This window comes from Acinetobacter sp. 24-47-67 (genome assembly GCF_056779735.1).
Map to the genome: position 1 here is coordinate 65505 of NZ_JBWYIK010000003.1, position 12913 is coordinate 78417.

Sequence of the window (12913 nt, forward strand, 5' to 3'; positions counted from 1 at the left end):
TTATCTAAGTGAATCATTCTTAGACAAATTTTAATCAGCTAAGTTCAGACGAAAAAACAGATGGTCATCATCGAAAAAAGATGTTTTTGACAAAAAATTACGAGGTATTTTTTTGTAATGACACGCCAAGATTGACTGATCCTGACTCTATGAAAAATGTCTAATCTTAAAAAATGTAATGACAAAAGAATGTTGCGACAATATGTGTCGCTTACAAAAGCATCAGGTCTTTTTTTCTGAAAAAAACTCACCATAATGCTTTCATAGACGCCAACAAGACCATTGAAGAAAGTGAAGCGTTATTTAATTTGTTGTGAAACACCATTGGGCAGTATTTGAAACATCTGAATTTTGACGGAGATTTTTATGGTCACTTTAACTTTTGCAACGATACTTGGATTTGCTCTGATCGCTGTAGCATTGGCGGCCGTATTCTTTTCACCTTATCGTCATTGGCTAGGGTTTATGTTGGCGGGTATGGTCTTCTGGGGTTTACTTGAAGGTATTCGTTATAGTGTTCAACACGTCTTTGACATGTCCTTGGCATATAGTTATTTAACAGCGATTAGCTTAGCCATGGTGGCTTTAACGGCTTTCTTACTTCGCGAAGATAGTCGTGCGCAAAAGGCTTTAGAAAATCGTCGTTATATTGAACATACTCCTGTATATGAGGACGATTAAATCCAGCTCATGACAGATGAGATGTAGACCAAAACTGCGTAGTAACAATTTTATATTTAAAGGTGTATCAAAATGATATACCTTTTTTTTGCCTATACGTTTTGTTAAACAAAGCTGCATTTCCTTACTTATAAGATATGCTAGGATGAATCAATTATTTTTGATATTAAAAAAACGGACTTAAATTGTCATGAAACTATCTTCAATACCTGTTGTGAAATTACCTATCGTTGATGCAAGCACAGATCCACTAGACCTTTTGGTGTTAGGTTTGGCGTTGCGTATGAAACAATTGTCACGTACGAGTCCAAAATTTATTGAGTTAATTCATGATCGTCAGTTCCGTATTCAAATTGGTACAGATCTAGGTGTTGCACGTCAGATTTTAGTCAACAATGGCCAGATTGATTCTGTTTCAGGTGATGCAGAGAAAGCAGATTTCGTACTTCAGTTTGCTGATAGCGAGCAAGGTGTTAAAACCCTGATGAAAGGTGATCCAACTGCATTCATGACGGGTATGCAAAATGGCAGTATTAAAATGGAAGGTGATTTCAGCTTATTGGTATGGTTTAACCAAGTCGCTAAATTAATTCCACCAAAAATTCCTAAACCTGTAAAAGAAAAAATACAATTTGCTCGTCAATTTATTAAAGAAAAGACGGGTAAGTAATACAGCACCTATACGGACTTTTCTCGTTTTGATTCTAAAAATGAGTATTTAAATGCAAGAGAAAAAGCCCTCATAAGAGGGCTTTTTTGTCATTCAACTTCAAGATTAAAAGTTACCGGACCATCATTGATGAGATGCACTTTCATATCCGCTGCAAAGATTCCTGTTTGTACATGTTCAAACTGAGATTTTGCGTATTCCACTAACTGTTCATACAGTGCTTTTGCTTCGAGAGGCGGCATTGCAGGGGCGAAGTCAGGACGCAAACCTTTTTGGGTTTGTGCCATCAGGGTAAATTGCGAGACTAATAATAATCCGCCTCCGGCTTGGCTAAGATTCCAACCCATTTTTCCTTGGTCATCATCAAAAAAACGGTATTTTAAAATCTTATCGATGAGCTTCTTACCTTTTTCAAAGTTATCTTCTTTGCCAATACCAAGAAAAACTAAAATCCCTTTTTCAATTTGACCAGTAATCTCACCATCCACAACGACTTTCGCTTCAAGGACGCGTTGGAGTAAAGCACGCATAATTCAACCAAGTTTGATGTTTTTTAATTCAAATGAATTGTAGCAAATTGAAAAAAAGAAAAGGGATAAAGTCGTCATTGTGTTGGCTAAATTATTCATAAATAAAGAATTAAGCAGAGCATATATTTTTAATCTAATAAAACGATTGAAATAATAAAAATTAACCTTTTTACCAATTTTGTTAAAGAAGGTACTTTACGCCTGCAGGAAAGGTAAATTTGAGAGAGAAAACGATGTTTAAGCGTTCAATGTTGGTTGCAATGCTTGCAACTGCGACAGCAGCATCAGCTGCACCATTAACAAAAGATAACGGCGCACCAGTGGGTGATAACCAAAATTCAATCACTGCAGGTCCAAATGGTTCTGTATTATTACAAGATGTACAGTTGATTCAAAAACTTCAACGTTTCGGTCGTGAGCGTATCCCTGAGCGTGTTGTACACGCACGTGGTACGGGAGCTTATGGTGAATTCGTTGCAACTAAAGATTTATCAGATCTTACTATTGCTTCACTTTTCAAAGCAGGTACGAAAACTCCAGTATTCTTACGCTTCTCTACAGTAATTCATGGTAAGCATTCTCCAGAAACTTTACGTGACCCACATGGCTTCGCAATTAAGTTTTATACTCAAGAAGGTAACTGGGATTTAGTTGGTAACCAAACGCCTGTATTCTTCATTCGTGATGCGATCAAGTTCCCAGACTTCATCCACGCAATGAAACCAAGCCCAATTGACAACGTTCAAGACGCTAATCGCGTATTTGACTTCTTGTCTAGCCAGCCATGGGCAACAAATATGTTGACTTATGTATATGGTAACCAAGGTGTTCCTACGAGCTACCGTGAACAAGACGGTTTCGGTGTACATGCATTTAAATTGTACAACGATAAAGGCGAATATAAATACGTTAAATTTAACTTCCGTTCTAAGCAAGGTGTTAAAGGTCTAAACGTTAAAGAAGCTGCTGAATTACAAGGTAAAGACTTCAACCACTTAACGAATGATCTTTATAAGAACATCAATGCGGGCAATTTCCCGAAATGGGATCTTTATATCCAAGTGTTGGATCCTAAAGATTTGAATAGCTTCGATTTCGATCCACTTGATCCAACTAAAATCTGGCCTACTGATTTAGTACCAGAAACAAAAGTGGGTACTTTGACATTAAATCGTATGCCGAAGAATTTCTTCCAAGAAACGGAACAAGTTGCTTTAGCACCAGGTAATTTAGTACCAGGTATCGAGCCATCAGAAGACCGCTTACTTCAAGGTCGTATCTTCTCTTACTCTGATACACAAATGTACCGTTTGGGTGCAAATCACCAGCAAATTCCAGTAAACCGTCCATTGGTAAATGTGAACAACAATAACCAAGATGGTTATATGAATGTTGGTGCAACTTCATCTAACGTGAACTATGAACCAAGCCGAATGGAGCCAAAACCATCGACTCCTAAAGCACGTGCTGTTGAAACTCCACTTTCTGGCACAGTTCAGCAACGTGGTGTGAAAGAGCAAAACTTTAAGCAAGCGGGTGATTTATACCGTTCATACTCTGCTAAAGAGAAATCTGACCTCATTATGAACTTAGCAGCTGATCTTGGTAACGTAAAAGATTCAGAAACTAAACACATCATGTTGTCTTATTTCTATAAAGCAGATGCGGATTACGGCACACGTATGACTAAAGCTGTAAACGGTAACTTAGCGACTGTTAAAGCGAAAGCGGCAGCTTTAAAAGACTAATCAAGATTAGTCTTTGAATTGGTGATTAGGGTCTAAGGTGTCACCTCAAAAAAGTCCTGTAAAACTCAATTCCTTTCCTGCAACCCTAGGGGAGTTTTACAGGCATTCGTTATCGAATTTAAACTCAGGTGAGGGAAGAATGAAAAATATTGTATATAGTTTATTAATCGCTTTACTGAGTTTAAGTTCAGTAATGCTTCACGCTCAAACGACGTCTGTCAGTGGCTCACAACAATCAGATCAGAAAGAAGTGATTGACTTATTTTTTGCAGCAGCGAAAACAGGAAACAAAGAAGTTATTCATGAATTTTTGAAACATGGTTTTCCAGTCAATATTAAAAACCATGCTGGTTTTACACCATTAATGATGGCGACCTACTATGGTCATCAAGATATTGTAACGACTCTATTGGAAAACGGCGCAGACCGCTGTGCTCGTGATAATAAGGGTAATACAGCTTTGATGGGTGCTATCTTTAAGCTTGAATGGTCGATTGCCAAACAATTACGCCAGGTCGATTGTGATGCTCAAGCAAAACAGACAGGACACAAGACCACAGAAGAATTCGCAAAAGTTATTGGGCAAGATAAAGCATTGAAAGCTTTGACTGAGTCATATAGTCAAGACAATGCAAAAAAATAATCAGTTTAAGTTTTAGTAATTAGTCGAATAATCTTCGACAATTACTAAAACGAGCTATGAATCGCAACAAAATATGCTTTAATGCAATAAGTTGCTAAAAACTGAAAAATAATATGTCTGCCATTATTCAATCCTTACTTGATACTGACTTGTATAAATTCACGATGTTACAAGTGGTATTACATCAATTTCCTCAAACGGATAGTGTCTATCAATTTCGTTGTCGTAACCTTGAAGATACAGCCTATCCACTCGTGGATATATTAGAGGAACTGAACGAACAGTTAGATTTACTGTGTCAGCTCAAATTTAAAGAAGATGAATTACAATATTTAAGAAGTTTGCGCTTTATTAAAAGTGATTTTGTAGACTATTTAGAATTATTTCAACTTAAGCGCCGCTTTATTAAAGCCAGTATCGATGATCAAGGCCGTTTAGATATCCGTATCGAAGGACCTATGGTTCAAGCAATGATGTTTGAAATTTTCGTGCTTGCAATCGTCAATGAACTCTATTTTCGTCGTATTCGCGATGAGCAGGTATTGGCAGAAGGAGAGCGCCGTCTTAAAGCTAAAATTGAATTGTTGAAACACTATGAAAGTAGTCAACAACCGAATGATCCACCATTTCTTGTTTCCGATTTTGGAACACGCCGTCGCTATAGTTTTGACTGGCAGAAACATGTGGTGGAAGAGTTTAATAAGGCTGCACCACATATTTTTCGTGGCACAAGTAATGTTTTATTGGCAAAGCAGTTGGGTATTACACCCATTGGTACGATGGCGCATGAATTTTTACAAGCTTTCCAAGCACTTGATGTTCGCTTACGTGATTTCCAAAAAGCTGCACTTGAAACTTGGGTGCAGGAATATCGCGGAGATTTAGGCATTGCACTGACAGATGTTGTTGGTATGGATGCATTCCTAAGAGACTTTGATTTGTATTTTGCCAAATTGTTTGATGGTCTACGACATGACAGTGGTGATCCATATGAGTGGGGCGATAAAGCCTACGCACATTATAAAAAATTAAAAATTGACAGCAAAACTAAAATGCTCACTTTCAGTGATGGTCTAAACTTAGAGAAGGCATGGGATTTGCATCAATATTTTAAAGATCGTTTCCAAGTCAGTTTCGGGATTGGTACTAACCTCACCAATGATATGGGACAAACTGCTTTGAATATTGTTTTAAAGTTAGTCGAATGCAATGGTCAATCGGTAGCTAAACTCTCTGATAGTCCAGGAAAAACGATGACTGATAATGATACCTTCCTCGCATATTTGCGTCAGGTATTTGATGTTGAGTCTCCTTAATCATAATTTCCCTTTTCTGATTTTTTGCTAATACCATGCAAAAAATCAGAATAATTTTGAAAAAGTCTTGTGCTAAGATTTGAACAAGGCCAATAGAACTATTCAATAAATATGACCACTAACGCTTTTGATTTCGGTCTGCTCATTGAAGCAGAACAACTTGTTCCTCATTTAGGAAGTGAAAAGTTACGTATTGTTGATTTGACCCGAAGTTCGGTCTATGAGCAATTACATATTCCGCATGCTATACATCTGAAGCCAAAATTTTTAGTGCGCCAAGAGGAACAAACTACGGGTTTATTGCCTGATGATGAAGGGCTTCAGCAGCTAGTCCAGATATTAAACATATCACCTGAGCATCATGTCGTGGTCTATGATGATGAAGGTGGGGCATGGGCTGGTCGACTGATCTGGAATCTACACTGTATGGGTTTTTATAACACCAGTTTATTAAATGGTGGTATTCATGCATGGTTAGGCGCTAACTATCCTACTTCTTCAGAAGTTGAAGAGGTTCAGCCAGTCACATGTCTTTTTCAAGTTAAGACATCCAATGTTGATCAACACCGTATTGATTATTCAACTTTAATAAAAAAAATTGAAAATAAAACTTGCCAAGTATGGGACTGCCGAACGGCTGAGGAGTATACCGGGCAACGTCTCGCGGCACGTCGTGGTGGACATATTCCAACGGCTAGACATTTTGAGTGGAGTACTGCACTTAATCGTCAAAATCATTTAAAATTGCACCCCTTAGAACGCACGCAACAACGTTTAGAACAATTGGGCTTTCAATTTGATCAGCCAGTCGTCGTATATTGTCAGTCTCATCACCGTTCAGGTTTAGCTTACATTATTGGTCGATTACTGGGTTGGGATATCCAAGCTTATGATGGTGCGTGGAGCGAGTGGGGCAACCGCCTCGACAGTCCAATCATTACTGGAGAGTCACCTGAGTGAGTCTGACAAATTTAAAAAAGAAACTATTTATTCAAGCGCAGCAAATCGTCCCGCAACAAAAACTCAGCCGTTTGGTGGGTAAAGTCGCAGCTAGTGAAAACCCAGTATTAAAGAATGTTGTCATTCAAGCATTTAAAGCAAAATATGGCATTGATATGTCAATTGCTGAGCAACAAAATGCCTTGAAATTTAAATCCTTTAATGAGTTTTTCACTCGCTCTTTGAAAACAGGCGTTCGTTCAATTGATCCTAATCCTAAAAGTGTCGTGTCACCTGCAGACGGTGCAATTTCACAATTAGGTAAAATCAATGAGGGCGATATTTTTCAGGCAAAAGGTCAAAGCTTTTCAGTTGAAAAGTTAATTGGTGATCCTCAATTGGCAGCACCATTCAAAAATGGTGAATTTGCAACCGTGTACTTATCACCGCGTGATTATCATCGTGTGCATATGCCTTATTCTGGCACATTGACTGAAACTTTATATATTCCAGGTGAATTATTTTCAGTCAACCAAACTACAGCTGAAAATATTCCGGGTTTGTTTGCACGTAATGAACGAATGGTATGTTTATTCGATACTGATGTTGGTCGTATGGCTGTTGTTTTAGTTGGTGCAATGATTGTTGCTGGAATTGAAACTGTTGCGACAGGTAAAGTAAAACCAACAGGTCGCTTAGAGCTGAACCATCATGCGATGAAACTTGAAAAAGGTGATGAGCTCGGACGTTTTTATTTGGGTTCAACGGCTGTAGTTTTGTTTGAGAAAGATAAAATGCAATGGGACCAAGCATTCAAGGCGAACTCAACTGTAGTAATGGGTGAAGCGTTGGGTCATCTTATTTGAGTATATCTTCTGAATAAAAAAAAGCGCCTAAGGCGCTTTTTTTTTATTCGTGTATTTTATACAAGCGTTCTTTGGGAAACACGGCAATAAATGTAGAGCCTTCGTTTTCTTTCGACTCGATTTCAATATGTGCGCCATGTTGCATAAGTACGTGCTTAACGATCGCAAGGCCTAAACCAGTACCACCTGTTTGACGACTGCGTGCACTATCCACACGATAAAAACGCTCAGTTAAACGCGGTAAGTGTTTTGGATCAATTCCAATACCAGTATCCTGAACAGAAAAATAGCCACGTTCCCCATCATCATGCCAGCCGATGGTAATGGTGCCACCTTTCGGGGTGTACTTTATGGCATTGGTAATTAAGTTACTAAACGCACTCGCCAATTCCATATCTGAACCAATTAAGTCACAGTGGCTGTCTATATCAAGGTTAAGTGTATGACCATAATCAATATTGTAAGCTTGCGCGTCATCGAACAGATGGTTCATTAAACTTGGCATTTCGATAATTTGATTTTTCGCAATTTGTTTTTCATTTTCTAAACGAGACAAAAGCAAAAGATCATTGACCAATGCATTCATGCGTTTAGTTTGCGATTGCATTTGTTCAAAGGCACGTTTCCAACGCGGATTGATATCTTCTTGATCTGTGAATGTTTCGATATACCCACTTAACACTGTGAGTGGTGTTCTTAATTCATGTGAAATATTATCAACAAAATCTGAACGCATTTGCTCGAGATTTTTCATACGGGTAATGTCGTGCGCAACTAAGAGGCGACTTTCATTGCCAAAGCGAGTCAGTTTAATTTGCGCATACTTATTATCATGGTTCACCAATTTAATTTTTACACCATCTGGTGCTTGATGGGTATTATGAAAATACTCAATAAAATCAGGTTGGCGAATAATCGTGAGCAGGTTACGGCCACGATCAACAGCTTGAATCCCAAATAGTTTTTCCGCAGCAGGATTCCACCATTCGATTTGATGGGAATCATCCGTAAGAATAATCGCTTCTGATAAAGCTACGAGAGAAGATTGAGTTCGATCGATCAGTCCAACCATTTCAGACTGAACAATACGTTCTTGGCGTTGAGCCCGATATACATTGAACAGTAATGCCCCCCAGATTCCATTTAAATTTGGTGGTACATCGTAAGGACGATTCGAAATCCAATCATTGACTAAATATAATGAGCGTAATTGGATACCAAAAAATATGAGACAGGCAATGCCTAAGCATATCCAAAGATAGCCAATCCCTAACCCGATACAGCCCGCAATAATCAGTAGAAATACCAGTAAACGTAAGTCTTGCTTGGCAAAAGTCCATAAACTGCTATATAGAAACTTTTGATGTTCACGTGCCAATTCTGGGACGGGGTAGGGTTCGTACATAAAATCTAAATTAACCTAAAGCAACATCAGCTCGTGTTGAAAAACGATAGCCAGTACCACGCACAGTTTGAACATAACGGTCTGCACCATAAGGTTCGAGCACCTTACGTAAGCGACGGATATGGACGTCGATGGTTCTGTCTTCAATATACACATTTCCACCCCATACCTGATCAAGTAATTGAGCACGGGTATAGGCACGTTCTGGATGAGTCATAAAGAATGCCAATAGACGATATTCTGTTGGCCCCATATCAAGAATATTTTGATTATAGCTGACACGTTGGCTTACTGGGTCAAGAATTAAGCCATTTGCATCAATGGTTTTTTCGCCATTTAACGCATTTGCACGTCTTAACACCGCTTTAATACGGGATACCAACTCACGTGTTGAAAATGGTTTCGTCATATAGTCATCTGCTCCAGCATCAAGACCTTGAACTTTATGGTCTTCTTCGCCACGCGCAGTCAACATAATGACTGGAATTTCTGAAAGTGTTTCATCACGCTTAAGGCGACGACACAAATCTACGCCACTCACGCCACCCGGTAACATCCAGTCGAGTAGGATAAGCGCTGGACGTTGATCAACAATCATTTGATGTGCTTGTTTCGCATCTTCTGCTTCCAAGCATTGAAAGCCTGCCATATCTAAAGAAGTATGGATCATTTCCCGAATTGGGAGCTCGTCGTCGACAATTAAAATGTAGTCATCTTTCACAACGCAATATCCTATGATGAACGGTGAACCGTTTTATATTTATGACAGGCTTATTACAAAGATTAATTATGACAGTATCATTGCAAGATGGAAATCGAAGTTAAATATAGCAATGTTTTGTGACAATTAGGCTGATATTTTGTCTCATTGATATTTATTAATTTTAAATTAAATCAATATCTTAAATTTACTTACGATTTGTCACAATTTCTTCATCTTAATTTGATGCTACTTTTTCATTAGATCATTCAATAGGGCGAGAAAAACGGTTTTACATGCCTGAACGACCTCAGCACGTGGAAGTTTAAAACCACCTACTACCCATCGAACAGCAACTTGAGTGACATAGCCATTTAGACCAGTTGCAATCAAGGAGATCTCTTTTTCAGTGAGATGGGTATGTGGCATCATTAATGTGACAAAGGCATGAATCATTCGGTCGAAACGGCCCATTGTTTCTTGAATGGTTGCATGATTATGAAGTTCTTGGACGAGCATTGCATCAATATAAATAATCCGAGCGGTACGCGGATCATCTTCTAAAAAACTAAAGAACGCATTTAGACCTGCATCAATCATGTTGAGAGGCTCAGGAGAGGCTTTCATAATAGCTTGCATTAATGTTTGTTGAAGCTTCTCAATCAGTTCTAAAAAGATCGTTTGGAATAAGTTTTCACTTTTCTTAAAAGATTCATAAAAGTAACGTTCAGTTAATTTCGCTTGTGTGCAAATATCTTTAACGGTTACTGAGAAAAAACCATGAGTTCCATATGCTTCAATACCCGCTTCAATAAGTTTCTCACGACGCGCTTGTTTGCGTTCAGTTAAGGACATCCCTTTAAATTGACGCTCTTTTGTGGGAGGCTTTTCAATCGCTTGCTCGTGTTCTGATGGAGTGAGGTTCTCTGGGTTCATAGCAATTCGAGTCTTTTTATAAAAGTGTTATGCTGCGGTCAGTATAGAGTACTGATCAGTTAAAGATACTAAATTGGTCTATAGTAACAATAAAAATGGTCGATAGTTACATTGACAATAATAATTGTCAAAATTATAGTGAACATGAATGACCCAGATCAATGCTGTGGTGCATAAAAATCAAAAAAAGGATTCACAATGAAAAATTTTAAAAACAAAGTGGCTGCAATCACAGGTGCAGGTTCTGGTATTGGTCAACAACTTGCGGTGTTACTGGCCAAGCAAGGTTGTCATTTGTCTTTAAGTGACGTAAATGAAAAGGGCTTAGCAGAAACAGTTGAACTGACGAAGAATGCAAATGTACGAGTCACAACCAAGAAAGTAGATGTTGCGAATCGTGACGAAGTTAAAGCATGGGCGGCTGAAACTGTACAGAATCATGGTTCAGTGAACATGATTTTCAACAATGCTGGGGTGGCATTGGGTTCGACCGTTGAAGGCGCAACATACGAAGAGTTGGAATGGATTGTTAACATTAACTTCTGGGGTGTCGTGTACGGCACCAAAGAATTCTTACCATATATTAAGAAAACAGGTGATGGACACATTATCAACATTTCAAGTCTATTCGGTTTAACTGCGCAACCAACTCAGTCTGCTTATAATGCAACTAAATTTGCTGTACGTGGTTTCACTGAATCTCTTCGTCAAGAGCTAGATATTGAAAATGTGGGTGTGAGCGCGCTTTGCGTACATCCAGGTGGCATTCGTACCAATATTGCGAAAGCTGCAAAAATGAATGACAGTTTAAAATCTTTGGGCATGAATCCACAGAAATCTGCACAGACATTTGATAAGTTATTACGTTGTCCACCTGAAGAAGCAGCGCGTCAAATTCTAGAAGCAGTGCAAAAAGATCGCCGTCGTTTACTGATTGGTAACGATGCGAAAGTGATTGATTTAATGCAACGTGTTATGCCAACGGGCTATCAAAAAGTGACTGCATTTGCGACTAAAATGAGTAAACGTTTCGATTCTAAATAATCGTTAAAAAAACCCGCGTCATGCGGGTTTTTTATTTTCTTGATTTTTAATTTAAATCAGTACTTGAACAGTTTTCTTTTTCCAAACAAATTGATAATACAAACCTTGTATCACACATAAGCAAACGAAAGCCAAAGCATAAGCGTACCAGATTCCCGCCAGCCCCCACCATGCGCTAAATAGATAAGCTGCTGGGAGTTCAATACAGAGTATGGCCACTATATTGATGATCATTGGCATAGTGACAGTGCCACTTGCACGCATAATTGAGGCGAAAATAGCACTCGCGCCAAAAAATAAAATTGACCACAGCACAATAAACAATAATTGTTGCCCGAGTATCACAACTTTATCATCTGTAATAAATAATGCCATGAGATATTTTGAGAACAAATAAGCCAAGATTACGAGCCCGCCTGTAAAGACAAAATTCATGCCCAGTGCTGTTTTAGTTACACGTGATAAAGAATCCGCTTTACCTGCACCAATCGCTTGAGCCCCAAAAATAGAAGCGGCAATTGCGATAGACAGAGCAGGGAATTGGATATAGTTCAAAACCTGATTGACTGCGCCATAAGCAGCTGTTGCTTCTGAACCATAGCGATTGACCAAGCCGACAATGACTAAACCTGCCACAGAAGTCGTGACCATTTGAATGCCAGTAGGAACGCCAAGCCTGAGAATAATTTTGCTTAGTTCAGGATTGTGGCGTACATGTTTACACATTGCTAAATCTGGACGTAATGGATGATTTTTTTTATTTAAATAAACGTACAGAAAAATAAGCACGGCCAGATAACCCACAATCGTGGCGATGGCAGGTGCAATGATACCCAATTGAGGAAATCCAAAATATCCAGCGATGAGAACAGGGGTAATAAAGAGCCCAATTAAACTGGTCATTCCCAAAGCGATGAGAGGTGTAATGCTATCACCGACACCACGTAAAATAGAGGTATAAATAATATAAATAAAAAGGAGTGGGCTACCTGCTAACATCCATTGAACATAAGGCAAAGATAAATGCATGACACTTGGGTCTGTGCCCAAGGACTCAAGAATGTGGCGTGCAGATAGAACACCTAAAATGGCAATAATCGTCCCGCCGATCAATGTCATAAAAATAGTAGAGCCGACAACCGCTCTTACTTTTTCTAAATTTTGTGCTCCCCACGCTTGACCAACCAATACCGTCGAGCCAGCCGAAAGCCCAATTACGAAAGCCAAGAGACAGAACAAAATAGGGAAGAAGACGGAAACAGCAGCAATTGCTTGGACGCCCATCATTTGCCCGACGAAGATCGTATTAATTGTGCCTGATAAATTTTGCAGGATATTGGTTGCAATCAGCGGAACTAAAAAAACTAAAAAAACTTTCCAGAAACCAGGTTCATCAATCGGCCGTAAGGTTCTCGCCATATATAAGTCTTATCCA

General features: G+C 38.8%; 13 protein-coding genes. 8 read left to right on the forward strand and 5 right to left on the reverse strand.

Annotated elements, in window-relative coordinates; all coding sequences use genetic code 11:
• Positions 1–366: 366 nt before the first annotated feature.
• Positions 367–681 carry a ciprofloxacin tolerance protein AciT gene (gene aciT / locus AC1M9K_RS05875; RefSeq protein WP_035264816.1) on the forward strand — a complete coding sequence of 105 codons (315 nt, stop codon included), beginning with the start codon at positions 367–369 and terminating at the stop codon, positions 679–681.
• Positions 682–871: 190 nt separating this feature from the next.
• Positions 872–1351, forward strand: a complete 480-nt coding sequence (locus tag AC1M9K_RS05880) for an SCP-2 sterol transfer family protein (RefSeq protein ID WP_092766561.1) — start codon at positions 872–874, stop codon at positions 1349–1351.
• A gap of 89 nt (positions 1352–1440) precedes the next feature.
• On the opposite strand, the gene dtd is transcribed toward AC1M9K_RS05880, so the two are convergent.
• Positions 1441–1881, reverse strand: coding sequence for a D-aminoacyl-tRNA deacylase (gene dtd, locus AC1M9K_RS05885; RefSeq protein WP_481588766.1), 441 nt, complete (start codon positions 1879–1881; stop codon positions 1441–1443).
• Positions 1882–2114: 233 nt separating this feature from the next.
• On the opposite strand from dtd, the gene AC1M9K_RS05890 reads away from it, so the two are divergent.
• From AC1M9K_RS05890 to asd, 5 genes are all read left to right on the forward strand, one after another.
• Entirely contained in the window at positions 2115–3629 is a 1515-nt protein-coding gene (locus tag AC1M9K_RS05890; RefSeq protein ID WP_035264807.1) for a catalase, read from the forward strand.
• Between the two features lie 139 nt (positions 3630–3768).
• Positions 3769–4272 carry an ankyrin repeat domain-containing protein gene (locus AC1M9K_RS05895; protein WP_035264806.1) on the forward strand — a complete coding sequence of 168 codons (504 nt, stop codon included), beginning with the start codon at positions 3769–3771 and terminating at the stop codon, positions 4270–4272.
• A gap of 113 nt (positions 4273–4385) precedes the next feature.
• Entirely contained in the window at positions 4386–5588 is a 1203-nt protein-coding gene (pncB, locus tag AC1M9K_RS05900; protein WP_035264803.1) for a nicotinate phosphoribosyltransferase, read from the forward strand.
• 111 nt (positions 5589–5699) lie between these two features.
• Positions 5700–6548, forward strand: a complete 849-nt coding sequence (locus AC1M9K_RS05905; protein WP_180028378.1) for a sulfurtransferase — start codon at positions 5700–5702, stop codon at positions 6546–6548.
• On the forward strand, positions 6545–7393 hold the full coding sequence (gene asd / locus AC1M9K_RS05910) for an archaetidylserine decarboxylase (protein ID WP_179999637.1): 849 nt from the start codon (positions 6545–6547) through the stop codon (positions 7391–7393). Before AC1M9K_RS05905 ends, asd begins: the two co-directional genes overlap by 4 nt.
• A gap of 43 nt (positions 7394–7436) precedes the next feature.
• On the opposite strand, the gene phoR is transcribed toward asd, so the two are convergent.
• The 3 genes from phoR to AC1M9K_RS05925 form a co-directional block, all read right to left on the reverse strand.
• Positions 7437–8798 (reverse strand): phosphate regulon sensor histidine kinase PhoR, encoded by a 1362-nt coding sequence (gene phoR, locus AC1M9K_RS05915; protein ID WP_180028380.1) that lies wholly within the window; start codon positions 8796–8798, stop codon positions 7437–7439.
• A gap of 10 nt (positions 8799–8808) precedes the next feature.
• Positions 8809–9519 carry a phosphate regulon transcriptional regulator PhoB gene (gene phoB / locus AC1M9K_RS05920; protein ID WP_035264799.1) on the reverse strand — a complete coding sequence of 237 codons (711 nt, stop codon included), beginning with the start codon at positions 9517–9519 and terminating at the stop codon, positions 8809–8811.
• A 228-nt stretch (positions 9520–9747) separates the two neighbouring features.
• Entirely contained in the window at positions 9748–10434 is a 687-nt protein-coding gene (locus AC1M9K_RS05925; RefSeq protein ID WP_481588767.1) for a TetR/AcrR family transcriptional regulator, read from the reverse strand.
• Positions 10435–10632: 198 nt separating this feature from the next.
• Between AC1M9K_RS05925 and AC1M9K_RS05930 the strand changes: the two genes are divergently transcribed.
• Positions 10633–11478, forward strand: a complete 846-nt coding sequence (locus AC1M9K_RS05930; protein WP_035264797.1) for an SDR family NAD(P)-dependent oxidoreductase — start codon at positions 10633–10635, stop codon at positions 11476–11478.
• 51 nt (positions 11479–11529) lie between these two features.
• Here AC1M9K_RS05930 and AC1M9K_RS05935 read toward each other — a convergent pair whose 3' ends face one another.
• Positions 11530–12897, reverse strand: coding sequence for an MATE family efflux transporter (locus tag AC1M9K_RS05935; RefSeq protein ID WP_481588768.1), 1368 nt, complete (start codon positions 12895–12897; stop codon positions 11530–11532).
• Positions 12898–12913 lie beyond the last annotated feature (16 nt).